Raw genomic sequence first — 24,440 nt, 5'->3', positions numbered from 1 at the left:
TGGCCGCGCGGACGGAAAACCCTGGCAGGAGCGGCCGTGCGGGAGGACCGTTCGACCTCGGCTCCCCATCCGATCTCGTTCCAGCTCTCCGCCAGACCGACCCGCCGGAGCTTCCTGACGGTCCCCTCCGCGCCGTATCGGCAGAGCGCCTGCGCCGACGGCGGCAGCCACTACGCCGGATCCTGACCCGCCTTGTTCGATTCGACCAAGACAGTCGCGGGCATCCCAACCGATCAGGCATAGTCGGAAAGCTCGACAGCCGGTTCGCCGACGTGGGACGCGAAAATTGCTGCTGCCAGTCCGAACTTTACATGCGTAACTGGGGCGAACAGGGCGAGGAGCGGCAGCGCTTCACCGCTCCTCGCAAGGGCGTCACGGGCGGCGCAAAATCACTTCCAACTCTTGTCACAGGCCGCTTGCAACTTCTTGTCCGCGGACCCCCGCGCCAGGTCGCACATGAACCCCGGGTCAATCTGCTGCTTCGCCGGGACCGAGTACCGCGGGCCCTCAACTGCCTTGCGCCGCAGGGCAGTCCAACGCGGGGCCGGCTTCCGGGGGGCCGTCCGCTTCGGCGGGGCGCGTACGTCCGCCGCTGCTTCGCCGCCAGCCTCCCGGCCAGCTTCCGGACCGACGCCGATGGCGGCGCACCCCCTGCCGGATGCTTCGCCCTGGCCGGTACCCGGCGGGCCGGCTGCGCCGGGACGGCCCGCGAGGGCCACATCCAGCACTGTCTTGCCCGGATCGTGCACCGCCCGAGCCTTCCGCCACGGCGCCAGTGCCGCTGATATCGCGGAGCCCAAGCCGGACTTGCGGACGGTCTCGACCAGCAGCACGCCCCCTGCCTGGGAGACCACCGCCCGGCCACCGCCCTCGATGCGGACACGCGGGTACGACCCGATACGCTTCTTCACCTGAGAAGTGCTTCTTTCCACGGCACGATCTGGACCCTCGACAAGTCTTATCGTTGCAGGTCAGAAGCACTTCTCGCATTTTCGATCACGCTTCGGACAGCCCACCACGTGAAAGCCCGAGGCTAGTACTTGAAGCTGTAGTACGGGGTCCAGCTTGTGGTGTAGGCGCCGGGGCCGAACTCCGCCTTGGAGCCGGAGCATCCGAACTCGGTGTACACGGTGAGCCGTTCCCCTGTGTTGTTGTGGGGCCTGTAAGCGACCGTGTTGCCGCCGAAGTTGCTGCACGTGCCGCTTGGCGGGTTGCGCCAGGTCCACTGTTGGCCCTGGGCTCCCTGCCAGGTAAGGGTGCCGGTGGCAGCTTGGGCGTTCGTGGACAGGCCGACAACCAGCATGGCCGAGGCCGCCACGGGCGCGGTTACCAAGCAGGCCTTTTTGACCCACTTCTTGAAAGTCATAAGAGTCCTCTGTTCGCACTGTTCCCCAACCGGGGTTCGACGGCGAGAAGATCACAGAGCCCCGGTTCGTAGGGGTCGCTTCGCCGAATGGCCACCCGATTGGCCGAATAGGTGCCGGCATCGGCTACGACGCCGACCCCGGTCGTCTGGCGCCAGCCTGGCACCGGGGCCCGTCTGGCTCCTGGTTCGTCGTGCTCGACTTCGGCGGCCGAGGGCGCGAGCATCAAGGCCGGTCTCCTGGTCTACCTGGGCGGCGAGACGCAGTTCCCCGACGTCCGCCCGGGCCAGGTGGCCGCACTCGGACCTCCCCGCCCGCGGTCCCCCCGTTACCTTCTTCGTGGCTCCGCAATGGCGCCTCCGGACTTCGGGTCCGGCATGACTTCCCCCTTGTTGTTGATGATCCGGGTGTGGTGGCACCGGGCCCGGAGGCATCGACGGACCGCTGATGAGGGGCTTGAGCGCCGGCTTCACCCGAGCCGGAAGAGCACTCCGTAACGTGGATGTGGCAGCTCGGTGCCCAGGTAAGGACGGACGAAAGCGTGATGGAGGGGCCTGCACGTGATCGACACCAGTGATATGGACGTCTTCCTCGGCCTGGACGTCGGCAACGGCGAACACCACGCCACCGCCGACACCCCGCGCGCCCCGGCCCATCTCCGGGGTGGCTAGCAGGCCCCTTCCGTTCCCTGGAGCGGTACGCCCGCTCCGAAGGCGGCGCCGTCGCCCTTCCTCTGACAATCTGTCACTACCGGTTGCCGTTCTGTGGCCACCGCCGACGAGAGCAACGGAAGGGTTTCCATGCCCAAATACCTTCGCCCAGATGTGTACATCGAAGAGCTCCCTTCGGTGGCCAACGGCTTCGACAAGGACCCAGTTATTGTCTTCACTGAACCGGACTTGGGGGGTGACTACCAGTTCTTCTTCGAGCCCGGCCGGTATGACATCGACGCTCTGACGATCCCGGACGACTCCATCCGCTCGCTTCTCGTCCCTGTGGGCTACAAGGTCACACTGTTCGAGCATGCCGGTTTCTCCGGCGAGCGGGTTGTGGTCCATGCCGCAACCGAAGTGCTGGCTGGCGGCATCGAGGGCAAGGTTTCCTCTCTCATCATCACGGAGACCACCGTCTGAGCGGAGCATCTAATCGGCTCTGACCTGCCTCGTTGAGGGCCGAAGTCTGAAATCCCCTCGTCCCCGCACCGACCTCGCCGCACGCGGGCTGGGCTCCGTGCCAGCCCGTGCCGGTATGGAGCGCGCGCTCGTCCTCACGAGCGGCGTGCTGTTGCTCTTGTGTGTGGATGGTCGGTGCGGTGGGCAGCTACGCGTGGCCGTACACGCATGATCTAGAGGAGACCGCAGTGGCCCAGCTCGACAAGAATGCCAAGTACTCCCTGGATAGGCCGGGAGATATTTGCTGCTCAGAGGCTTAATGACTAGCCCTTCGACGCCGGACACGTCGGTCCATTCCTCGAGCCACTCCCGCGCCTTCGTGACGTCCGTGGTCATCGGGCACAGCGTCCACGGCGCCGTCAGCCCCCGCGCCGCGAACAGGACCTCAAGCCGTCGGCGGCGCTCCCGGTACGGCAGAGAGAGCAGCAGCTCACCGCCCTCACTCTGGAGGACGTCGAAGGCGACGAAGTAGGCGGGCAGGCGGGCAGCCAGCGCGGGGGCGGTGCGGGCGCGGGCAGCGGCCCGGCGCTGCAACCCCTCGAAGGACAGCCCGCCGGTCTCGGGATCCCAGACGAGTACCTCGCCGTCCAAGACCAGACCCGGCGGGAGCTGCTCCGCAGCCGCCGCGACGAGATCGGGGAACCGATCCTGGACCAGGGAGCCGCGGCGGGTCTGGAGCAGCACCCGCCCGCCCGGATCAGACTGGGTGAATACCAGCATCCGGTGGCCGTCGAACTTCTGCTCATACGCCACCCCGGCTGCGAATCCTGGTCGCATACCTGCGCGGAACTCGGGCGAGGGGAGCGGACAGCCGTCACGGAGGAGCATGAGGCGCTCGCCCCTCGAGGCTGCCGCCGAAGGAACCGCCCGCCATCTTGCGGTCAGGCCCCGCTTGCGGACTCGCTGGCGGGATGGAGCGGGAAGACCTGGTCCAGCCCGACGATCCGCAGGACGCGCAGCGTGTTGGCCGGCACCGCAGTGAGTGCGATATCGGCGCCGGCTGACTGGGCGTGGTTGCGGGCGGCGATCAGGGCGCTGATGCCGCTGGAGTCGCAGATCTCCATGCGTGCCAACTCCAGGACGAGGCACTGGCCCCGCTCGAGGGGGAGGGTTGGGAGGAGGTCGCGCAGGGCTGCGGAGGTGTCGTAGTCGAGTTCCCCGATGACTTCTACGACCGGACCGTTAGGGGTGTTTCGGACGGTGAGATCCAGTGGGCTCATACCGTCTCCATGAGGGTGGGGACGCCGAGCGCGAGGAGGGCGGTGTCGTCGTCGAGGCCGTCGCCGAAGCCGTCCAGCAGGCCGGTCAGCGCCTCCATGACCTCATGCGGGGACCGGCCGGCGTGGGCGGTGGCGAAGGCGCGCAGGGCTTCGTCTCCGTAGAGGTCGGTGCGGCTTTCTCCGGTGCGGGCCTCGGTGAGACCGTCGGTGTAGAGCAGGAGGGTGTCGCCCGGGGCCAGGGTGGTGGTCGCGAGGGTGAAGGGCGCGTTGGGCAGGATGCCGACGAGGAGACCGCCGGGGGTGGGCAGGAAGTCGGCTGTGCCGTCGGCGCGCAGGACCAGGGCCGGCGGGTGGCCTCCGGAGGCGAGGTGGACGGCGACCTGCCCGGTTGGCGGGGCGGGTTCGAGGGTGCCGAAGATGGCGGTGCAGTAGCGGGGGTCACCGCTGCTGTAGCGCTCGTGCAGGACTCTGTTCAAGGTGGTGAGGGCGGAAACGGGGTCGGGGTCGTGAAGGGCCGCGGCGCGCAGGGTGTAGCGGGTCAGCGAAGTGACGGCGGCGGCTTGCGGGCCCTTGCCGCACACGTCGCCGAGGAAGAACGCGAAACGTGTGGCGTCGAGGGGGAAGACATCGTAGAAGTCGCCGCCGAGCCGGTCGGGGGAGGCAGTGCGGTAGTGCGCGGCGCTCTGCACGCCGGGTATGGGCGGCAGGGTGTCGGGCAGCAGTGATGACTGGAGTGCGGCGAGGGCGTCCTGGAGGCGGGCCCGGTCGGCTTCGGCCCGCCGGTGTGCTTCCTCGGCGGCTTTGCGGGCCCGTAGGAGTTCTTCTTCGTAGGCGCGGCGGTCGCGAGCGTCGAAGAGGGTGGTGCGGATGAGCAACGGCTCGCCCGTGGCCCCGTGCTTGATGGTGGAGGAGGCCAGCACCGGCATGCGGACGCCGTCTGCCTTCTTGATCTCCAGGGCGACGCCGCCGATCTCGCCCCGCATGCGCAGCAGTGGTGCGAAGTGCGTCTCGTGGTAGAGCTTGCCGCCCACCGTCAGGAGGTCGGTGAACCGCATCCGGCCCACCACCGCCTCCCGGCTCAGCCCCAGCCAGTCCAGCAGCGTCGCGTTGATCTTCGCGATGGTGCCGTCCATCAGCGTGGACAGGTACCCGCACGGCGCGCGCTCGTACAGCTCCTCCGCGCTGTCCTCCAGCAGTGCGGCGAACGCCGCATCCGAGGTCTTCTCGTCGCTGGGGTCGCGCGGGTCGGGCTGCTGATCGGTGCGGCACATCACCGCAGGCCTGCCAGGAAGCCGGTGATCGCCTCGTTGGTGGCTTCGGGTGCGGACATGTGCGGGCAGTGTCCGGTGGCGTCCAGGGTGATCAGTGTCGAGCCTTCGATCGCCTGGTGGACGAATGCGCCGACCTCGGGCGGGGCGATGGCGTCCTGGGTGCAGTCCAGCACCAGTGTGGGCACGCTCACCTTCTTGAGGTCGTCCCTGGAGTCGGACAGGAAGGTGGTGCGGGCGAAGACGCGCGCCATCGCCGGGTCGGTGGCGCAGAAGCTGTTCGTGAGCTCCTCACCGAGCTCGGGCCGCTCCGCGTTTCCCATGATCACCGGCGCCATCGCCGCCGACCAGCCCAGATAGTTCGACTCCAGCGAATCGAGCAGTTCCTCGATGTCCTGCGTGCTGAAGCCGCCTCGGTAGCCTTCGTCGTCGATGTATCGGGGAGAGGGCGCCACCATCACCAGCGCCCCGATCCGCTCCGGAGCCATCCCCGCGGCCAGCACACCGATCATCGCGGAGACCGAATGCCCCACGAACACCGCACCTCGAAGGTCGAGCGCGTCACACACGTCCACCACGTCCTGGGCGTAACCGCCCAGGGATGCATATCGGGTCTCGGAAAACGCGGAGAGATCCGAGCGGCCCGAACCCACGTAGTCGAACAGCACCACCCGGTAGTCCTCGACCAGGGCGGGGACAGTGAGGCGCCACATGTTCTGGTCACAGCCGAACCCATGCGCAAGGACCACCGTCGGGCCATGGGGATTGCCGATGACGGTCACGTTGTTCCTGCGCTCAATATCCATACCGACCAGTCTCTCAGGCCCCACCCACCACTCCCGCAAGCCCCCCGGATCACCCCACCCCACACCTCACACTGCCCGCACGGCACCTTCACCACCGCCGCCGGCACCACCCGGCCCCCGGCACACCCAAAACTGCGGTCATATCCGGCCGATCATGTGAGGGCACAGCGGCTCCGGCCGTCCCCATTTCTGCTCTCGTACCTCATGCGGAACGCCGCGCCCCGGTTTCAGCTCCCTCAACAGGGCATGCGAGATACACATTCACTCGGTGAAAGGAGGATCGGGTGAGTACTGCGGTCCTGGACCAGCCTCTGTCCCCCCGACATCCCCAGCCACGCACGCCCCGTACCGACGGAACCGGGGGGTGGGGATGGTTCCTGCTCCACCGCCTGGCCCCCCGCATCCGCATCACACCAGCGCCCGAAGGCGGCAAGGTCGTCTGCGCCTGCCTCTCCTGGTAGGACCCGGTACGACGTACACGACAACCGATCCACACCGCCCCGGGCGTCCCAGTGCCGGGCAGTGCCCGCGGGGGCCGCCACGGCGGCCCCTGCAGCCGTTTCCCGTTCCCCCCGCCGCCGACCACTGAGGCCCGGGACGAACGCCGCACGCTGACCCTCGGCGTCAACCGGCCGCGGCAACAGGGCCCTGCCCGAAGAGCGGCACGTCCCCCGCCATCACATCCAGCCGCAGCCGCTTGAAACGCAGCGGGTGGCGGAAGACTCTGCCGTGGTCAATAGAGCGATCCGCGCTGACTTCGGCCACCAGCTCCGGACGAACCACCGTGACATCGAGGACGTCACGCGACCCCCACGACGCGGTGAACCGGGCCCCCTCCCACGGATGCCTACAGGCTCGGCGCCGACGCACCCCTACTTCGGCGTCACTCTTCAGCAGCAAATCGGCATCACGCCTTCAGTAAGGCCACAACCCCGCAGGTCACACGACGCAGCATCCACCGAAGCACTGAAAATCCACCGCCGAATAGCACTGTGAAATGAACCCGGTGAGCACCAGAGTGCCCCGAATGGCGTAGCTGTCGATCTCGGGTGACGCTAGTGGCACAGTCGTCCACTTCGAGGAAGACGTATCCCGGAGACCGTTCCCGAAGCAACTTCCCTGGAGGAGACCGTGCTCGTACCGATACGGCGCCTCGCCTTGGCATTCGCACTCTGTTGCGCCCTGGTCGTTGGCACAACGGCCTACGCCGACAGCCGCAGCGCTTCCCAACACGCCCTTGGCGTCTCCCAGCCGAGCCCCACCCCCACCGAAGAGGAACGAAAACTTGCCAAGACCCGCTTTGCGGTGGACGCGGGCCTCGCCGCAGGCGCCACCTACGAGTGGATCGTGAAGCCCTTCAAGGCGGGTAAGTTCAAGAAGGGCCATCACGGTCGCACGATGGCCCTCGTGAAGGCCGGCCTCGCCGGCGCGTTCGCGTACAACCGGCTCAAGGCAGCGGTCGCCAACGCCGAAGCCGACCCCGCCCTCTCCAAGGCCCTTGCACCGCTCACCGCGGGCATCGAGGGCCTGAAGAACCTGCCCCACGAATTCCACAGGAGCGACTCCCCCGACGCGACGGTGAACAGCTACCAGGACGCCATCACCAAGGTGAAGGACGCGGGAGCAAGCGCGGGTGCCCCGGTGCAGGACCAGGTGCCGTCGCCCCAGCAGCTGATGAGCTCCCCGTAGCTTCTACCTGTCTCGGTCCGAAGCTGTGGGAACTCGATGCCCGAGCCCCTTGCCCACGCCATGCGTGCTTGTGCAATGGGAGGGGGCTGGGCGGACCACCGCACTCACCCGTTCGGCGGGTTCAGGTAGCCGGTTTGGGTGAATGCGCCGTCTCATGACTGGTGTGACCCAGCCGCATTCGTGTGGGAGGTGGCCGATGTACAACATGCGAGCCGAACACCTGGCAACGGGGAACGGCCCAGAACTCCTCTGGCACGTTCTTCATCGCGATGGCCGTACTCTGTGCGGCCGACAGCTGAACGGGAAGGAAACCCTCACACCAGAAGGCGTGCTGGAGCGCGAGGACTACTGCCGCCGCTGCATGAACAGCGTCGCCGCCGTGGTCGGCGCAGGCCTCTTCGGTGCATCGGCCGACGCACAGGAGGCGCAGCGGGCATGAGCGGGGCCACGACTGGAGTGCGGTTGGTCGAGCGATGGCGCCAAGCCGCGGACCGGAATCTCACCCCGACCAAGCGATCGCTGGTCGTCATGTGGGCGTCCTTCGGCACGACATGGGGCACCGTGCGCTTCATCACACACGGCATCCGGGGCGGCTGGTTGCCCTGGGGCAACATCTCCGCCGGCGGCCAGCACCTGCATCACTACAACATCGGCATCGCCACACTCGCGGGCATCGGACTGATCGCCGTACGCGGTGACAAACGAGCCGTGGGACACCCCGCGGTCGCCGCCGCCTACGGCGCCGGGACCGCCCTGATCACCGACGAGTTCGCCCTCCTGCTGGACCTGCAAGACGTCTACTGGACCAAGCAGGGACGACTCAGCGTCGACGTCTCCCTCGGCGTTCTCGCCGCCCTCGGCACCTACCTCACCGCCAAGCCCTTCTGGGACGAGATCGCCAAGGTAACCCGCCACCACATCGCCACCGCCGCGAAACAGGGCCTTTCGTCAGCCGCGTGAAGCCCTACGGCGGCGGACCGTACCGCGGAGCCTTTTCCGGCCGGGCCCGGTCAAGGGCGGCATGCCCGCGCTCTACATCGCCGCCCGCCACGGCGCCGCCCCCCGCTACCCGCACCCGACCTTGTCCCGGTCCTGCCCCCCACCGGCCCCGGATACTTCGACAACATCCTCAGTACCTGACCGACCCACCCCGACGCCGCGAACACCCCTCCCACCACCCGCGCCGCCCGCGTGATCACGATCGTCGCCGTTGTCATCAGCCTCGCCTACACCGGCTTATGGACCGTCATCTCGGTGCCTCGGCTCACGGACTACATCGGCGGCCGAGACATCGACCATCCGGTGTTCCTGGCCATCGCGGCCATCGCCGGCCCTACCCTGTTCTGGGCCTTCATCGGCCTCGGCATCGGGCTGAGCAAGACGGGCTGGGCGGCCGGCCTCGCAAGCACCGGCATCCTCGCGACCCTCACCTTCGGGTACCTCCTCACCTCCTCCGACGGCCACGGCTTCGACTACTGGCTGTTCCTCGCCATGATCGTCGCCGCCACCCTCGGCGCCTTCTGCGTGACTCCCTACGCTCTCGTCCGCGGCACCGTCGGGCGCCGCTGACGGGCCAAGGGCGCCGTACGGGCTCGGCCTACGACGGCCCCTCGTTCGGCGCACCCCACCTACCAGCCGGTCAGCTGCTGCCGCAGGGTGTCCTTCTCGTGGAGGTCGGCCGTGCGGCGCTCTTGGCTGGTCGGTCTCTTGCGGCTGGGCGTCGGACTGCCCGACCGTTTGGGAATCTGTTGTGCAGCTCGGGGGGAGTACGGGTTTGGGGAACAGCCGGGTGCGGCTCAGCGGTGGTGCGGCGTGGCAGACGGATTTCCGTCGCCGGACCACAGGCCGGGCTCCCAGGACCGCGATGGAGATCGCCACGGTCCGCCGCACGCTGAACCACACGCTGACCGAGTTGAAGCGGGCCATCGACCGGTACGCGGTCGCGGTCGCCGCCGACCTGTACGCCCTCGCCTGGCAGCAGGCGGCCGGAGCTCCACCGAGCGAGACCCGTGAGCAGCGGGCCCAGCTGAAAGACCTCAAGGAGATCCTGGGATCCCGCCGGTGGCAGGAGGAAGAGCGCCGCCAGGCCGCTGCGGCTCCCCCAAAGCCCGTCCCCTCACAGCCTCGGGTAGTCACCGCCGCGCCCCGGGTGCGGCCGGATGTCGCCCAGGCCGGCGAATCCGTCACCCGGTCTCCACGCCGGAACCCCTCGTCGTCTACGGCGCCCCGGCGTTCCTCCGCACCGCCCCGGCCGCCCGTCTCGGTACCGGCGCCGACCGCGGGCCCGTCGCCGGTCGTGGCGCCGGTCGTGAAAGTCCGCCCGCCGCGCAGGGAAGAGCCGGCGTTCCTGGAGGCCGGGCAACTGTGGGAGATCGCGACCGAGCTTCGGCCACTGCTGGAGCAGACCGCCCGGGCTGGCTCGACTACCACTTGGCCTCAGATCCACAAACGCCTGCCGGGCCTGCCCCGCCTGCACGCCGACGACCAGTGCGTGCTCCTGTGGCTGGTCGACGAAGACGGTCGGAAGGGGGAACCGCTCCTGTCCGCGCTCGTTACGGTGGGAGATCGCCAGATGCACCCCCGGTTCCCGGCCGTCGCCGAACAGCTCGGCTGGACGACCCCGGCCGGCACCAGTCTGCACACCGCATGGAGCTACGAGGTCCTCAAGGCCCACCAGCACTGGCGCCACCGACGCTGACCCGGCCGGGCCGCGGGCGCGCTGGGCAAGCCCCTCCCACAGGCGGGCTTCCCAGGGTCCCCTTCAGCTTGCCCAGGTGCGCCGAACAGGTGAACGACAGGCCCGCCGCGCACCTGGGCTGCCGACCAGCCTGTTGTGAGTTCAGCGGACCGATCGGCCCGGAGCCGGTCAAAAGAACCCGGAACGGCGGAGGCTGACCCACGGGTCGCGGAGCGGGCCAGCCCTCGCAGGTCAGTTCCTGCCGACGGGGCGAGCGTCCAGCGCCATGCGCAGGGCCTCCGCGACAGGCTGGTGCCGCTGGACGAAGCCGGGGTCCGTCATCTGGTCGGGCACGGGCAGCTGCCTGTGCTGGTCAGGGAACCGCTCGCACAGCGTCCAACCCAGAGGGCGCAGTCCGGCCCGGTTCATGTCCCGGTCGACGCCCGCCAGGTAGTCCGCGTCGACGGGCAGCTCGCCGTTCGACTGCCAGATCACTCCCTCCAGCCGAATGGGCCGGCTCGGGAAGCCGAAGAGGAAGCCCAGGCAGCGCTCTCGCAGAACCGCCGCGCTCTGCTCGGGACTCAAAGGAACGCCCCTCTCTTCACCTCTGGGCCCCGGGAGCGCGGTCTTGCAGTCGGCGTCCGGGAAGGCGTTGATCTCACCGAGCACCACGTGCGCCGTCGCGTTCTCCCGGTCCGGGTAGCTCCATCCCGACTTCGGCAGAAGGACGATCACGTCGTAGGCGTCGAGGGCGCCGGCCACCGCCGCCGCGAGCGGACTACGGTCCGTGCAAGGCAAGCCGCGGTCGCTCTCCCGCGAGGGGTGGCGGACCTCCCACATGCAGGTGTGGTGCACCAGGACACCGGAGCCGTCCGGCGACGCCCACAAGGTGCTGGTGGTCGGCTCCGGCGGGACGGCCGGCGCGCTCTCCTTCTTGCTGCGGTGCCGGGGACGCCGCTCGAACACGCCGCTCATGGTCCACCGCCAGTAGTCCTCGGCTTCCTCGAGGAGCAGGACCCGCTGTCCGCTGTGCGCCCAGGCCGCCGCGATCCCGCCGACCAGGTGGTAGAGGTTCGCCGCGTGCTCGGCCAGGAACCGCAGGACGTGCGGTGTGCGCGGCGCTTCGTCGGTCTGCGCGCGGCGTAGGGCCTCGGTGTACTTGCCCCCGCTCCGGCTTGCCCGGCGAGCGGCCTGCGCGGCGGTGGACTGGTTCTTCGGCATGACGTACTCCTCTGCCGGAACCGGGCCACGCCCCCGGCACCGGCTCGTACGACTGCCGTGGACACGACGGAACGCAAGAACGGTTGGGAGCGGGCCCCTCAGGACCTTGACCTCCGCGTCCGGCGGCGTGGCTCCGGAGGCGGGCGGTGATCGGCAGTACGCACTAGCCGGGCAGGATGCTACTGAGGATTTCGGGTTGTCGTCGGGTAGTGACGGTTCATGATCCCTGCGGTATGCCGGTTGTATGCGTTATCCGGAGGGTGGGGGCCTGACCGCTGAGCGTCGGGCGTTTCGTGAGGGGATCCGGCTCCAGGCCGGCGAGCGGTTCGCGGCGGGTGAGAAGACCGCGGTGATCGCGAAGGACCTGCGGGTGAGTGTGAGGTCGGTGGAACGCTGGCGTCGTGCCTGGCGCGAGGGCGGCATGGAGGCCCTGCGCTCGACGGGCCCGGCCAACTCCCCGACTGTCACTGATGCCCAGTTCGCCGTACTCGAGGCGGAACTCGGCAAGGGCCCGTCAGCACACGGCTTCGAGGATGAGCGGTGGACTCTGGCCCGGGTCCAGACCGTGATCCGCCGCCGTCTGTGTCTGACGCTGTCGGTAGCGACGGTCTGGCGGCTGCTGAAACGGCAGGGCTGGTCCTGGCAGGCACCCGCCCGCAGAGCACTCGAGCGCGACGAGCACGCGGTGGAGCTGTGGAAGAAGGAGGTGTGGCCGAAGGTAAAAGCCTCGCGGCGGCGTGTGGGGGCTGGATCGTCTTCGAGGACGAGGCCGGATTCTCCATGACGCCGCCCCGTGCCCGGACCTGGGGCCGGCGCGGACACACCCCCGTCATCCGGGTGAGAGGCAGGTCTCGCCGCCGGACCTCGGTCGCGGCCCTGTGCTGCTACAAACCTGGCGAGCCAAGCCGTCTCATCCACCGGCCCCGCACCCACCTTTTACTCAAGGGCGCCCGCAAGAGCTTCTCCTGGAAGGACTACCGCGACCTGCTGGTGAGAGCCCATATCCAACTCGGCGGCCCGATCGTGGTGGTCTGGGACAACCTCAACACCCATCTGGCCGCCGGACTGAAGCGGTATGAGGCCGAGCACGACTGGCTTACCACTATCCGCCTGCCGCCCTATGCACCCGAGCTCAACCCCGTCGAGGCCGTCTGGTCACTCGTCCGCAGAGCGATGGCCAACACCGCCTTCGGCACACCCGACGACCTCGACCGCAAACTCCGCAGAGAGTTACGCAGAATCCAGCTCCGGCCCCACCTCATCGACGGTTGCCTCACCGCCACCGACCTGACCCTCGCACCACCGACCCCACCCTGAAAACCTCAGTAACCGGCGCAGCCGCACCGGCCGAAACCACGAGCCGCCGGTTCCCTCGAACGGGCGAGGTCTGCGGCGGCCAGCCGGTACTTGTACTCCTAGGGCCCGCCGGCGGAACCAGCCGCGGCTCCTGGTCTGACCGGGCCGCCCGCCGCTGCCTCCAATACAGGGCCTCTTTCCCCCGGCTATCGCGCGGGAAAGACTTCTCAATGCCGGTGTCAAGCCGCAGCGGGTGCTGTCCAGACGGGGTTACGCCGCTGCTTCAACGGTCACTGTGATGGCGCGTCTGCGCAGGTGAATCGCCAGGATCTCCATCTCGACGAGCGTGCCGATGAGACCGGTCTCGGCGAGTTCCGCGGCCTGTGCTTTTGCTTCGCCCAGGGATAGTTCCTGTGCACTGCGGAGGGCCTGGAGCACGCGAACGAGGCTCGGCACCTCTCCAGACAAGCGAAGCCGAGCAGGCCCGTGCGCTTGCAGCAGAGCTTGTCGAATGTGCTCGGGCGTGACGGGGCCGCTGTCTTGCTCGCACCACCCGTTCGGGCAGTCCGCGCATTGTCCTTCGGTGCCCCAGCGGAGCATGCCGCGGTGGAAGAACTGGCCGACATCGCAGGTCGTCGTGCCCCCGCAGGCACTGCAGCGGCCTGTGACCCGTACTCCTTGCGTGATCACAGGGGGCTCCTCAGCGTCATGGGTCGATGCAGATGGGATCCTCTCTGAGAAGTCGGCTTTGGTCGATCAGGTTTGCGATCGGCGACAAGCCCTATCCGGCGATTGCCGATGGTGGCGTGAGTTCGTAGCGCCGCTGGTCTCGGAGAAGTGCCCACAGTACGTTGACTCGTCGCCTGGCCAGCGCCAGGACTGCTTGGGAGTGCCTCTTGCCCTCGGCTCGTTTGCGGTCGTAGTACCGGCGTGATTCCGAGCAGCAGGTGATGCTGCTCATGGCGGCAAGGAACAGGGCCCGTTGCAGACGTCGGTGGTATCGCTTCGGGCGGTGACGATTGCCGCTGACCTTGCCTGAGTCCCGGGGAGCCGGTGCCAGGCCAGCGTAGGTCGCCAGGCGATCAGGGCTGCCGAAGAGATCCATGTCGCCACCGATGGCGGCCAGGATCTCGGCTCCGAGCAGGTTGCCGATCCCGGGCATGCTGGCAACGATGGCAGCCTGTTTGTGAGCGCGGAAGGAAGCCTCGATCTGCCGGTCGATCTCGCTGATCTTCTCGTTGAGCACGATCACTTCACGGGCGAGCGTGGCGACTATCACTGCGACCGTCTTCTCTCCGGCGACGCTGGTGTGCTGTCGCTCGGCGGCCTCCATGGCTGTGCGGGCCAGGGCTCCGCACCAGCGGACTTTCCGGTTCCGGAGCCACTGTTCGAGCCGGCTGGCGCCGAGCCGACGGATGGCCGCTGGTGTCTGGTAGCCGGTGAGGAGGACCAAGGGGCCGTGGTTGCCCAGGTCGAGGGCGCGCTCGAAAGCGGGAAAGATGCCGGTCAGGAGGCCACGAAGGCGGTTGACGGCTCGGGTGCGGTCGCAGACCAGATCGGCACGGCGGCCGGTGAACAGCCGGAGCTCGATGATGGCTTCGTCGCCTGGCCTGATCGGCTGCAGATCGCGGCGCATGCGGGCTTGGTCGGCGATGACGTGTGCGTCACGGGCATCGGTCTTGCCTTCGCCGCGGTAGCCGGCCGTGGCCCGGTTCACGGTCCGGCCGGGGATGTAGAGCACCTCCTGGTCGTGGTTGAGCAGGAGAGCGATGACGAGAGCGGCCCCGCCGTCGGCAAGGTCGATGGCCCAGATCACCTCGTCGCCCAGGGCGAGAACGTCGGTGATCAGCAGCAAGAGGTCAGGCTCGTCATTGGCCACCCGCCTCGATAACAGCTTGGTGCCCTCCCCGTCGATGACGAAGCAGTGGTGGTGGCCCTTGCCGGCATCGATGCCGGCCCAGATGCGATTCATCTTCATCCCGAGTCAGTCGTACTGATTCTCTGCAGACGACCTCACCGGCGTTGTCCTACTCAGCGATCTACTCGCAACTCTCAATGAGCGGCCTGGTCGTCGGTGGGGTCCCAGGCGGCCAAGTCTGTTCAGCCACGAGCGGCGACACCTCAGTAGCCCCTCCCAGAACCCCCAGGCGACAGGACCCTACGAATGGCCCGATCAACCCGCCTAGAAGGTAGGACACCTCATGCAGTTAAGCCGTCAAGCCACTGCCCCATCACGCCCGTAGAACCTCGGCCCAGTCTCCGGCTTCCGGACCCGGATCCTCCCACTGTGGCACCCGGCTGGGAGCCGTCTCGATCAGGTGCACGAGCGTCCAGGCGACGCCGTAGCAGTCGTCGGGGCCGAAGCAGGTGGCCAGGGCAGTCGCCTCTTCGGACGTGACAGGGCGGGAGATCGTCCCCAGCTGGTGTTCACGCCGGTCGATCTCTTCCTCGCTCGCGTCCCAGTCGGGAAGCGGTCCGTCGGCAACGAACGTCTGCACTTCGGGTCTCATGACCGAATGATCGTCTCCCCCCGCCGCCGGCGCCGCCGCTTCCCGTCGTGCCAGTGCAGCCAGAACGGCTGCGACGCGATCCCCACCACGTCGGGATCGCGGTCCAGCAGGATCCCGATCCCGCTCTAGCCACGACTCGTAGCCCCACGTGGGCGCCCACCGTGGTGCGTAGTACAGACCGGCGAAACTCTCCCCGCCCTTGGCCCAGCGGAACCCCCGTACCGGATCGGCCGCCTCGAACTGACGGTTCCAGCCCTGGCTCAACGGCAGCCGACGGCGCTGCCCGGACTCGACGAAGCCCAGCTCAAAGGCCGAGAAGACGGCATCGGCGTACGCCAGCGCGGCAACAGCCACGGTCTCCCTCCACCAGACAAGACCCACCGGTCAAGATCATTTGGCAAACGAACAAGATCGTCTGTCAGAGGTCAGTACGGAAGCACGGGCGCGAGTTCCGCCTAACAGGCTCACACCCTCACAGCACTGCCGCCTACCTGCGGAAACGGGGTGTGAGGCTTACAACCATCCAGTCCTCGGCCGGATCCAGCACCTCCTTCCGCGGGTGGGGGACAGCGGCTGCGGAGCGCCCCGGTACCGGGTTCTGCCGCTTGCGGATGGTGGAGGCGCGGCCGGTGCACCAGCGGGAGCAGTACAAGCGGGGGCGACGGGCGGAGGCGGGCAGCGGCTGGGCGCAGACCGGGCAGTGGCCGGCTTCGATGACGGGGACCAGGCGCTCCAGGAGCTCGTTGGCCTGGTCCTCTTCCTCCTGGTCGTACGGGATGGCGTCGGCCTGGCAGCCGGCGAGGAGTTCGGCGACGACGGTTCGCAGCACGGCCAGGTCGCGGCGGCAGGTGCCGAGGAGGCTGAGGTACTCCTCTACGGGCCAGCTGGCGAGGACGCCGGAGCGGGTGAGGTAGAGGCCCAGGGTGTCGATCTGGTAGTGGTCGGTGGTGTCGAGGAGCAGGTAGCCGATCAGCTGGTTCGCGGTCTGCTTGGACAGTCCCCGGGCGAAGGGGTGCTTGGTGCTCTTGAAGTCGAGCAGCAGGCCGTCGACCACGAGGTCGGCGTCGGCGGTGATGTTGACGCCCGGGAAGGTGGGCCCGCCGGTGCAGTCCTGGGGCCGGGTGCGGGGCGCGCAGCGCCTCCAGGGGGCCGGTGGCGGCCAGGTAGAGCTGGTGGACGACGTCGTCGACCATGTCCTGGTTGGGGAGCTGCTAGAGCCGGTCGAGGGTGAGGCCGGCGGGGTCCTCGAGCGCGGTGAGGTACAGCTGGGTGGAGGTGAATCCGTACGAGGTGCGGGCCATCACCTGGTACCAGGCGCCGGCGAGCAGCATGCGGGCCAGGTCCTCCTCGTCGTCGTGGGCGCGGTCCATCGACAACGCGCGGTTGTCGAGGTCGAGGCGGTGTACGGTCTCGGCCAGCCGCGCGGCGAACTCGTTGCCGACCGCGCGCATCCGTAGCCCGGCGCCCCGGCCGATGCCGCCGGTGAGGTCGATCCCGGCCTCTGTGGCCAGGTCCACGGGTGCGGCCGCGGCCGCGGTGAAGGCGAGGCGTAGCCGCTGGTCGATTGCGGTACCGACGTTGCCGGCCTCCGTGCCGACGCCGGGCCCTGGCAGCAGCAGGTTGTCGGTTTGGTGCTGGGCGCGGAAGGACTCGCGCAGCGGCCGTGGGCCAGCTGACAGTTCGCGGTCCAGGAACCGGCGCAGCGGAGTACGGGGACTCTGCAGTCCGGTGGTGAGGCTCATCCGAAGGCACCGCCTTGAGGAGGCACCGCCCGCCGGCGGTGGAATCGTCACGGCCGGACGCTAATCCACGACTCGGACCGGCAGACCTCCCAGCGCTTCGGCACGGTGGGGGCCACGATCGCCCCTTTCGGCCGTCCGCTTCCGGCCTTCATACGGAGCGGCACCCACAACCGTGTTCCGATCTGGCGACTGAGACACCATTCAGTGTAAATGCCGTGATCGTTACGGAGCGCAACCCCGAATCCGGAAGGCACCCGTCAGGCGGTTGTTCGCCTCCCTGCGGCCGTCAGACAGTCCTAACTCTGGGATCAAGCGTCTTGAACGCGCGGTCGCTCATCCAGCGTAGTAAGCAATGAGTGACGAGAGTGCAGTGACGAACAAGACGAGTGCGATAACCGATGCAAACAATAGAAGGCCGCGCAGAATCAGAGAAGGCTGTCGACCGCGGCCGGGCGCCAGGCGGGCGCTTGCCGCTTTCGAAACCCGTACACTGAGTCCTGAGGTGCGAGCTTGAGCGGCAATTTCTCCGATAGCGTGGGTGAATTCACCCTCCTCGAAAATAGTGACGAAACCGGTGCGCTCACTTATGGCGAAATAATTACGAAAGCCATAACGGGTAGGGCTCACTAGGAATGTAATTCCCTTTATGGAGCTGGCACTCAACTTCCGGCGACCACCCGCTCGGGTGTGAATGGATAGAGCTACACCATCCCAGCCGCTCTCGAGTGCGCGTGCAGTATTGAGCTCAACCAGCCCACCCAAAACCAGAGCTGCGACCACCCCGGGCAAGATCAGCAGCCACGACCCAAGAAGGTAGCGTCCGAGAACCAGTGACGGCAGAAGCGCGGAGGCTAATACGACAGCCACCCCAACGAGAACTTGCGCCTGATTTTTTCGCAAACTCACCAAAATCCACCCTTCGATCTTGTCGATAACCCTGAGTATACTATCGGATTTGTGTGGGGTGAGGAGGTGTGAACCCCTCACCCCACACCAGGGCAGGTGAAGTTGAAGGAGAGAGCCCCTTCAGGCGCAAATGTTCATCCGTGCTGTCAGATCACTTCCGGTTTGGGTCAACGAACGACGGCGTAGTGGTCCCGACGAGCGTTATGTCGACAGATATAGCGTTCGCTCCAATGGCGAGACCTTGAAGCGCTCGCCCCTGCGCCTTCTGAACGATTCGCTTACCGAAGGTCTGGCCTGCTGCATTCCTCAGGGTGGATTGTGCGGCGTTGCCCAGCTTGAATCCTGCTCCGACAAACCCAATGCTGGCAAAGCCGGCCGCGCACCCGTATCCATTCCCGCTGGTGCAGGCTTCTGCTGTTGTGGCAACTGCTAGGCCTGTGCCGATAATGAATGCCGCGCCTGCCACCCAGCCGAGCGGAGTCATCATTGAAAGGACGCCCAACCCGACTTGGACCCACCCCAATGCTGCCTGGTTGTCGTGAACCCATTTCACCGAACTATTCCACGCCTTGCTGACCCCACCCTTGAGGGAATCCCAGAGGGTTTTCTTTTCCGGCTTCTTTTCCGCCTTCTTGGTATAGCTGGATGCAGAGTTGTTGCGGTACTTGCAGCTGGGGTCTTTTCGGCAGGCGTATTTGTTGCGGCTTTTTTGCCTCTCATATTCGGGTGCGAGTGTTCCGCCGCTGTTTTTGACTTCTCGTTCGTAGTTGTTCCCATATCCCGTGGGCTTGGTGCCGGCGTTGGTGCAGGTGTACATGCCGCTCTTGCACTCTTCGAGGGCTTCGCCAGTGGGGTCCGACTCGGTGAGAGGGCTGTTGTTGGCGTACTGGTAGGCGTTGTGCTGCCGGGGGTCGTCCGTGATCATCTTCGGGTCTACCGAGAGGAAACGGCCGAGGAGCGGATCGTACTCGCGTGCTCCGAGGTGGGTAAGGCCTGTGGTCTTGTCCTGGGTGCCGCCGACGAAACCGCGTTCGCCGGGCCAGGCGGTCGGCTTGGTGCCGCGGTCCTCGCCGAACGGCTTGGCGATGCGGCGTTGGACCTGGAGGGTGGCGGCGTCGATGGCGGTGGTGCCGGTGTTGTGGTGGTCGGCGGCGACGTAGGCCCATTTGCCGTCCGAGGTGCGCACGATGGTGGTGCCGCCGGGGGTGGCGTAGTAGCGGGTGCCGGTGAGCGTGTTTGTGGCGGTGTTGAGGGTGAGTTCGTTCGAGCCGAGGTAGAGGGTGGTCTTGCCCGGGTCCTTGCGGAGCAGGCGGTTGCCGTCCGCGTCGTAGAGGTAGGTGGAGGTGCCCTCGGTGGTGGTGGCCGAGGCGAGGCGGCCTTCGGGGGTCCAGGTCAGGGTCTGGGTGGTGCCGGCGGCGTCGGGGCGGGTGAGCGTATTGCCTGCCGCGTCGTAGGTGGTGGGCTTGGTGGTGGACGGGCCTGTGCCGGTGGTGCGGGTGGTGGAGGTCGCGGCGTGCGGGCGGGGCGAGCCCGGGGTCGGGTAGGCGTGGGTGGTGGTGACCGTCTTGGCGGCGTCGCCCGCAGGGTCGTGGTCAGTGGAGGAGGTGCGGTTGCCGGTGACGTCGTAGGTGAAGGACTGGCGGTAGGGGGCCGTGCCGCCGATCTTGCCCGGCTGCGGGTTGGTGTTGGTGCAGCCGCCGATGCCGGGGACGGTGGGGCTGGGCTGGGTGGTGGTGGTTCCGGTGTCGGTCCAGGCCTGGGTGAGGCGGCGTAGGTAGTCGTAGGTGAAGCACTGGGTGTCGCGTGCGGCGCCTTGGGTGCTGGTGACGGAGGTGACGTCGCCGGCGGGGGTGTAGGTGTAGTCGGTGATGTCGACCGGGGTAGCCGCGTCCTGCTTTTTGAGCTGGGTGTTCAGGAGACGGCCGGTGGCTGGGTCGTGGATCTGGGTGAGGCTGACCTGGCGTGGATCGTCGCCGAAGGTGGTGCGCTGGACCTGGCCGAACTCGTCGTAGTCGGTGAAGTTGACGTAGCCGTCGTTGTCCGAGCCGTAGGAGACGGGCAAGCCGTTGATGTTGCGGCCGGTGTAGAGGCGCTCCATGGGCAAGCCGCCCATGGCGGGCAGTGTGGTGCGGCGCTCGAGTCCGGTGATGGGGTCGTAGGCGGTGGCGGCGGTGTAGGTGCCGGTGAGGGCGCCTTCGCCGGCGGGCACGGTCAGTGTGCTGCCGGTGGGCCGGTAGCCGATGTCGTAGCCGGTGGTCTCCTGCCGCCAGGGCTTGCCGTCCACCCAACTGGTGGAGGCTGTGAGCTGGCCGGGGAGGACGGTGTCGTATTCGTAGGTGGCCAGCTTGGTGCCGTCGGCGGTGTCCTTGTTGCGGGAGGTGGGGCGGCCGAGGATGTCGTAGCTGGTGAAGACCTTGGTGCCGCGGGCGTCCTGGGTGGAAACAGGGCGGTCGGCGTTGTCGTAGGTGACGGTCGAGGTGCCCTTGTCGGGGTCGACCGAGCGGATCTGGCGGCCGCGGAGGTCGTAGTCGTAGGTCCAGGCGTTGCCCGCCGGGTCGGTGATCCGAGTCAGTTTGCCGTCGGCGTTGTACGCGTACCGGGTGGTGTCGTAGTCGCTTGTGGGCGTGGCGCTCTTGTACTTGCGCCGTTCGACTGTGCGCCCGAGGGCGTCGGTGATCACGCTGCCCGCCATTTCACCCTTCGGTGGAATGGTGTCGGTGCGGTCGACGCCCGGGTAGGCGGTCGTGGTGCGCCACTGCTCGATGGCTTTGGAGGAAAACACGCTGGCGGTTGCGCGTCCGAGGCCGTCGTAGAGTGTCGTGGTCGTCGAGGGGATCTGATTCTCGTTGGGGATGAAACGAGTCTTCACCGGTGGGGACGCGGCGTTGACGTAGGTGTTGTTGGTTTTCGCGGCGCGCCCGTGGCTGTCGTACCAGGTGTCGGTGATGAGGCGGCGCTCTGCGTCACCGTTCTGGGGCACGGACTGGACTTGGACCTGCTGTCCGAGCGCATCGAGGATGGCGATGGACGTCGCGTAGGACTGGTCGGCGCGGAGCGTCTGGGTCGTGACCGTGCTGGTGGTGGTGTTGCTGAGGTCGTAGGTGAACACCTTGCTCGCGCTCGAGGTGCGGGCGCGGCCGGGCAGCCATACGGCGGTGGTGCGGCCGAGCGCGTCGTAGGACACCTCGGTGGTGCGGTTGTTCTGGTCCACGGTCTTGATCGGCACACCGCGCAGGGGATGCAGGGTGGTTGTGGTGGTCCAGTCCTTGGCGTTGGTGACCTTGAGCGTGGTGGCGGCGGCCGGTGCGGCCGGCTCGTACACCGTAGTGGTCTTCGCGCCTGCGGCATCGGTAACGCTGGTGACGCGGCCGTAGGCATCGTAGGTGTTCGTGCTGTTCAGGCTGTACTTGGGCTGGCCGGCCTCGAAGCGGTCGAGCTCTTCGGTACTGGTGACCTGTCCGGGACCGGTGAGGGTTCCGTGTGGCTGGCCGTCGTAGAACGTGCGATTGCGGCTGAGGGTGTTCGCCTCGGTCGCGGCGGCGGCGCAGTCGCCGCTCTGGATCTGAACCGTCTCGGAGACGCGGTCGATCATCCAGGCGGCGGTGTTGCGGGCGTAAGAGGTCGTAGTACAGGTGTCAGGCAGTCCGTCCGCCTGATCGCGCGTCCACTCTTCCATGCCGTAGGTGTCGTCGTACTTGACGGTCTCCGAGGTGGTCTGCCAGGTCTTGTCTGCGCGCAGCTTCTTCTCGCGGGATGAGCCGTCGCGCTGTATCTGTGCGGTGAGCGCGGGAAGTGTGGTGCCGCGGCTGTGGGTAGCGGTGACCTTGGAGAGCCACGGTTCGCTCTGGGCGATGGCGACGAGTTCGCCGCCGTCGGAAGCGAAGGTCTGGGTCTCTCGGACCGTGCCCGCCAACGGGTTGGAGTCCTTGACCGTGTTTCCGGCGAGGCCGGTGAAGGTGGCGGTGCGCTTGCTCTTGTCGGCCTTGACGTCGCCGTCCATGCCGCGCAGGTAGAAGGCCGCGGACTTGGAGACGGCGTCGGGGGCGGTGCCGGCGCGGGTGATGACCTGTTCGTAGCCGCGGAACTGGTTCCAGGTGCGGCGCTTGTCCTCGGTCAGTTCCTCGTCGTCGCGGTGCCAGGCGGCGCCGCCGACGTACTCGTACCGAGTCTCCTGCGGGCGGGAGCCGGCGATGTTGTCGAGCTCGGTGACGCGGGTGACGACGTACTTGTGGAACCAGTCCAGGGTCGGATCGTTCGGGCTCTTCTCGTCCGGGTTCCAGTAGACCGGGTAGCAGCGGGTGGTGTTGGAGTCCTGGGCCGTGGGCAGGCCCGCCCCGGGTGCGCAGTCGGGGTCGGCGTAGCCGATGTCGGTGATCCCGCCCGTCTCGGACTGGATCTTGACAATGCGGTGCCGGTTCATGGCCGGCCGGTTGTCTCCGCTGGAGTCGACGCGGTTGTTCCGCAGCTTGCCGTAGAACACGACCGGCTTGGACGGAAGCGCGGTTGCCCCGTCATGGCCGGTGTGCAGGAGGGAGGCGAGCCACAGGGCCGGCGCGGTCTGGTCCTCGGGATTCGGGAACTGGTGCGTGAGCGCGTAGGAGTCGACATTGTCGTAGGTGCCCGTGCCGTTGAGGACCTGTGTGGTGATCTTGATGAGGCGCTTGGTGTTCCAGAAGGTGGCAGAGGTGTTCTCGCAGATGCCGCTGGATGCGCAGTGCTGGTCGAAGGGGACGTCAGGCCACTTGGTGGCGTTGGCCTTGGTCAGCTTGTTCGGCGCGCAGTCGAAGTTCGCGTCGGGCAGGCAACGCTCGTCACTGGTGAAGAGCACCTGGGCGGTCGGCTTGACCGTGTCCGCGTCTGTCAGCTTCGAACCGTAAGTGATCTTTGCGAGAGTGCCGCCACGGATGTACTTCTCAAGGGTGCCGTTGGGCGTCGCTTCGGACACGCCGCGCTTGTAGTAGTTGGTCTGGGGAATGTCGTACCAGTGAGTGATGACCCCGCCACGCGGGTCGACGACGAAGTCGAGGTTCCAGCGCCAAGCCTGCTGGCACCAGGAGGCATCGAAGGTCGCCTTGTTGCACTCCTCACCCGCGTTGTTCCCATAGACGGGAGCGGTCCAGGCAGAGTTGGTGGCTGGGGCGGTGGCGTTGCCGGGTTTGCGTCCGACGCCGAAGTAGTACTGGGTCCCGTCCGGCGTGGTGATCTTCCAGTACTCACCGTTGTTGTCACCATTGGCGGCACCAGTCAGCCGTTCGACCTTCGAGACATCGTCGTTCTCCAGCCGCCAGGTCCCCGAGGTGTCATCGCGGACCAGGGTCGAGGACTTCCCGTCCAAAGAGACCGTCGCGTTGTGACCGGACAGGCACTGCTCACTGGAGTTGGCCTGACCGTCCTTGGCGCATGGCTTGAAGCTGCGCTCCACGAAGCCGGGCGAGTAGTCCCAGCCCTCACCGATCCACGAGGACTGGTTGTTCGTAGCGGCCGTACGGCCGTCCACGGACTGCGAGCTGTAGGAGAGGGAGATACCGGGCTTGGTACCGCCCAGCGCATCCGGTACGGCGATCGGGTACGACCAGGAGAAGCCGCCGGTGTTCTTGCCGCTGGTCCACTTGCCCGAAGGCGCCAGGCTGGTGGCGGCATAGGTGCCGGCGGATCCGCCAGGCGAGGTCGTCACGCCGAGCACCGTGGCCCCGCCGGAAACGGTAGAAGCACCGCTCGAACGCATGCCTTCGGCTGCAGAGCCGGCCTTCAGGAGAACTTCAGCGCTGAGCAGCCCGGCCCGGTCACCATCACGAAGGGTTTCCACGGGCGTCTGCGTACGGCACTCCGCGCGCTCAGGCGTGGTCAGCGCGCACTCCGGCAGCGTGACCAGGCGGGTCCGGTGGAGCCAGTCGCCGCCAAAGGCACCCGCGATGTGCGAGACGTCCACGGAGACCTTGACCGGACCGGCCTTTATCTCATCCCCAGCGGGACGTACTGCAAGCAGCAGGCCCTGGATGCCGGCCTTCTCCGCAGCGGCCTTGTCCTTGAGTTGCACCGCGGCCTTGCCCGAACGCGGAGCGTCCTTGGCTGAGCCAGGGCTCACCCAGACAGGGGCCGCTCCCGCACGGCGCGGGTCGGCAGCGGGAGCCGCCGGGACGCTGGAGGGCGCGGGCGCGGTGAACAGCGAACCGCGCGCAGTAGCGGGCGCCACAGCACCAAGATCGACCTCGGCCTGAGAAGCGGGCGGCCAGTACACGTCCTTCGGGCGCCAGACCGCGGCGCCGCCGCCCCCCAGGGGCTTCGGATCAGCCTTCGGGGCGTTCTTCCCGGAGACCGACTCGGTCTTCCTCAGTTTGCCGGGTGACCAGCGGCTTTGATCTTTCGGCTGCCACTGTGCGGCTTGGGCGGTGCCCGAGCCCACGACCAGTGATAGCGCTACTAGAACTGGAACTGCGATGCGCTGTTTGAGCTTCGAGCTTCTTCTCATCGCTCGAAGTCCAGCCGCCGATACCGACACGGCATTCCCCCCACGGTCGCCGAGTTGATCAATTGGCCCGAGAGCCTATCTGGTGGCTGGTTCGCAAAAC

The 24,440-nt window shown here is 67.4% G+C and carries 21 protein-coding genes and 1 pseudogene; 7 read left to right on the top strand and 15 right to left on the bottom strand.

Going from position 1 to position 24,440, the window contains the following annotated elements; genetic code table 11:
* Positions 1-707 precede the first annotated feature (707 nt).
* Both BGK67_RS37100 and BGK67_RS35405 read right to left on the bottom strand, forming a co-directional pair.
* Positions 708-911: pseudogene (locus BGK67_RS37100) on the bottom strand (IS1380 family transposase); the annotation flags it as partial.
* Between the two features lie 122 nt (positions 912-1,033).
* Complete coding sequence (locus tag BGK67_RS35405; protein ID WP_069924631.1) at positions 1,034-1,366, bottom strand: hypothetical protein; 333 nt, start codon at positions 1,364-1,366, stop codon at positions 1,034-1,036.
* A 762-nt stretch (positions 1,367-2,128) separates the two neighbouring features.
* On the opposite strand from BGK67_RS35405, the gene BGK67_RS35400 reads away from it, so the two are divergent.
* Positions 2,129-2,497 carry a hypothetical protein gene (locus BGK67_RS35400; protein WP_167739680.1) on the top strand — a complete coding sequence of 123 codons (369 nt, stop codon included), beginning with the start codon at positions 2,129-2,131 and terminating at the stop codon, positions 2,495-2,497.
* A gap of 9 nt (positions 2,498-2,506) precedes the next feature.
* On the opposite strand, the gene BGK67_RS40630 is transcribed toward BGK67_RS35400, so the two are convergent.
* From BGK67_RS40630 to BGK67_RS38140, 5 genes are all read right to left on the bottom strand, one after another.
* Positions 2,507-3,289 (bottom strand): ATP-dependent DNA ligase, encoded by a 783-nt coding sequence (locus BGK67_RS40630; RefSeq protein WP_244291576.1) that lies wholly within the window; start codon positions 3,287-3,289, stop codon positions 2,507-2,509.
* A gap of 128 nt (positions 3,290-3,417) precedes the next feature.
* Positions 3,418-3,756 carry an STAS domain-containing protein gene (locus BGK67_RS35390; RefSeq protein WP_069924629.1) on the bottom strand — a complete coding sequence of 113 codons (339 nt, stop codon included), beginning with the start codon at positions 3,754-3,756 and terminating at the stop codon, positions 3,418-3,420.
* The gene (locus BGK67_RS35385; RefSeq protein ID WP_069924628.1) at positions 3,753-5,027 is read right to left on the bottom strand and encodes a PP2C family protein-serine/threonine phosphatase; all 1,275 of its coding nucleotides are present in this window, start codon (positions 5,025-5,027) and stop codon (positions 3,753-3,755) included. Before BGK67_RS35385 ends, BGK67_RS35390 begins: the two co-directional genes overlap by 4 nt.
* Positions 5,027-5,830, bottom strand: a complete 804-nt coding sequence (locus BGK67_RS35380) for an alpha/beta fold hydrolase (RefSeq protein ID WP_069924627.1) — start codon at positions 5,828-5,830, stop codon at positions 5,027-5,029. Before BGK67_RS35380 ends, BGK67_RS35385 begins: the two co-directional genes overlap by 1 nt.
* Positions 5,831-6,454: 624 nt before the next feature.
* Positions 6,455-6,613, bottom strand: a complete 159-nt coding sequence (locus tag BGK67_RS38140) for a hypothetical protein (RefSeq protein WP_244291575.1) — start codon at positions 6,611-6,613, stop codon at positions 6,455-6,457.
* Between the two features lie 348 nt (positions 6,614-6,961).
* Here BGK67_RS38140 and BGK67_RS35375 point away from each other — a divergent pair, with 348 nt between their 5' ends.
* The 5 genes from BGK67_RS35375 (at position 6,962) to BGK67_RS35360 (ending at position 10,217) form a co-directional block, all read left to right on the top strand.
* Positions 6,962-7,519, top strand: coding sequence for a hypothetical protein (locus tag BGK67_RS35375; RefSeq protein ID WP_069924626.1), 558 nt, complete (start codon positions 6,962-6,964; stop codon positions 7,517-7,519).
* A 196-nt stretch (positions 7,520-7,715) separates the two neighbouring features.
* A complete protein-coding gene (locus BGK67_RS38525) occupies positions 7,716-7,958 on the top strand; it encodes a hypothetical protein (protein WP_141754177.1) in 243 nt (80 codons plus the stop codon).
* Positions 7,955-8,479 carry a hypothetical protein gene (locus BGK67_RS35370; RefSeq protein ID WP_069924625.1) on the top strand — a complete coding sequence of 175 codons (525 nt, stop codon included), beginning with the start codon at positions 7,955-7,957 and terminating at the stop codon, positions 8,477-8,479. The genes BGK67_RS38525 and BGK67_RS35370 overlap by 4 nt, the downstream gene beginning before the upstream one ends.
* 231 nt (positions 8,480-8,710) lie before the next feature.
* Positions 8,711-9,088, top strand: a complete 378-nt coding sequence (locus tag BGK67_RS35365; protein ID WP_069924624.1) for a hypothetical protein — start codon at positions 8,711-8,713, stop codon at positions 9,086-9,088.
* Positions 9,089-9,383: 295 nt separating this feature from the next.
* Positions 9,384-10,217 carry a hypothetical protein gene (locus BGK67_RS35360; RefSeq protein ID WP_069924623.1) on the top strand — a complete coding sequence of 278 codons (834 nt, stop codon included), beginning with the start codon at positions 9,384-9,386 and terminating at the stop codon, positions 10,215-10,217.
* A 231-nt stretch (positions 10,218-10,448) separates the two neighbouring features.
* Here BGK67_RS35360 and BGK67_RS39325 read toward each other — a convergent pair whose 3' ends face one another.
* Positions 10,449-11,417 carry a hypothetical protein gene (locus tag BGK67_RS39325; RefSeq protein WP_244291574.1) on the bottom strand — a complete coding sequence of 323 codons (969 nt, stop codon included), beginning with the start codon at positions 11,415-11,417 and terminating at the stop codon, positions 10,449-10,451.
* Positions 11,418-11,661: 244 nt separating this feature from the next.
* Here BGK67_RS39325 and BGK67_RS41370 point away from each other — a divergent pair.
* Positions 11,662-12,734 (top strand): IS630 family transposase gene (locus BGK67_RS41370; RefSeq protein ID WP_432215416.1). Its coding sequence is split into 2 segments (ribosomal slippage): positions 11,662-12,172 and positions 12,172-12,734, totalling 1,074 coding nucleotides; the frame shifts between segments, so codons are not numbered across the junction.
* 249 nt (positions 12,735-12,983) lie between these two features.
* Here BGK67_RS41370 and BGK67_RS40625 read toward each other — a convergent pair.
* From BGK67_RS40625 to BGK67_RS40890, 7 genes are all read right to left on the bottom strand, one after another.
* The gene (locus BGK67_RS40625; RefSeq protein ID WP_244291097.1) at positions 12,984-13,151 is read right to left on the bottom strand and encodes a hypothetical protein; all 168 of its coding nucleotides are present in this window, start codon (positions 13,149-13,151) and stop codon (positions 12,984-12,986) included.
* A gap of 343 nt (positions 13,152-13,494) precedes the next feature.
* Positions 13,495-14,685 (bottom strand): IS110 family RNA-guided transposase, encoded by a 1,191-nt coding sequence (locus tag BGK67_RS35335; protein WP_069923541.1) that lies wholly within the window; start codon positions 14,683-14,685, stop codon positions 13,495-13,497.
* Positions 14,686-14,944: 259 nt separating this feature from the next.
* Positions 14,945-15,577 (bottom strand): hypothetical protein, encoded by a 633-nt coding sequence (locus BGK67_RS40620; protein WP_244291573.1) that lies wholly within the window; start codon positions 15,575-15,577, stop codon positions 14,945-14,947.
* A 133-nt stretch (positions 15,578-15,710) separates the two neighbouring features.
* Positions 15,711-16,277 (bottom strand): hypothetical protein, encoded by a 567-nt coding sequence (locus tag BGK67_RS40615; RefSeq protein ID WP_069924621.1) that lies wholly within the window; start codon positions 16,275-16,277, stop codon positions 15,711-15,713.
* A gap of 157 nt (positions 16,278-16,434) precedes the next feature.
* Complete coding sequence (locus tag BGK67_RS40610; RefSeq protein WP_069924620.1) at positions 16,435-16,965, bottom strand: hypothetical protein; 531 nt, start codon at positions 16,963-16,965, stop codon at positions 16,435-16,437.
* A gap of 333 nt (positions 16,966-17,298) precedes the next feature.
* On the bottom strand, positions 17,299-17,871 hold the full coding sequence (locus tag BGK67_RS38510) for a hypothetical protein (protein ID WP_141754176.1): 573 nt from the start codon (positions 17,869-17,871) through the stop codon (positions 17,299-17,301).
* A gap of 151 nt (positions 17,872-18,022) precedes the next feature.
* Positions 18,023-24,274, bottom strand: coding sequence for an RHS repeat domain-containing protein (locus BGK67_RS40890; protein ID WP_167739679.1), 6,252 nt, complete (start codon positions 24,272-24,274; stop codon positions 18,023-18,025).
* Positions 24,275-24,440: the final 166 nt, after the last annotated feature.

The sequence above is a fragment of the Streptomyces subrutilus genome, from assembly GCF_001746425.1.
In the GTDB taxonomy this organism is placed as follows: Bacteria; Actinomycetota; Actinomycetes; order Streptomycetales; family Streptomycetaceae; genus Streptomyces; species Streptomyces subrutilus_A.
The sequence above is the reverse complement of the archived record's forward strand: the minus strand, read 5'-3'. Positions and strand labels throughout refer to the sequence as shown.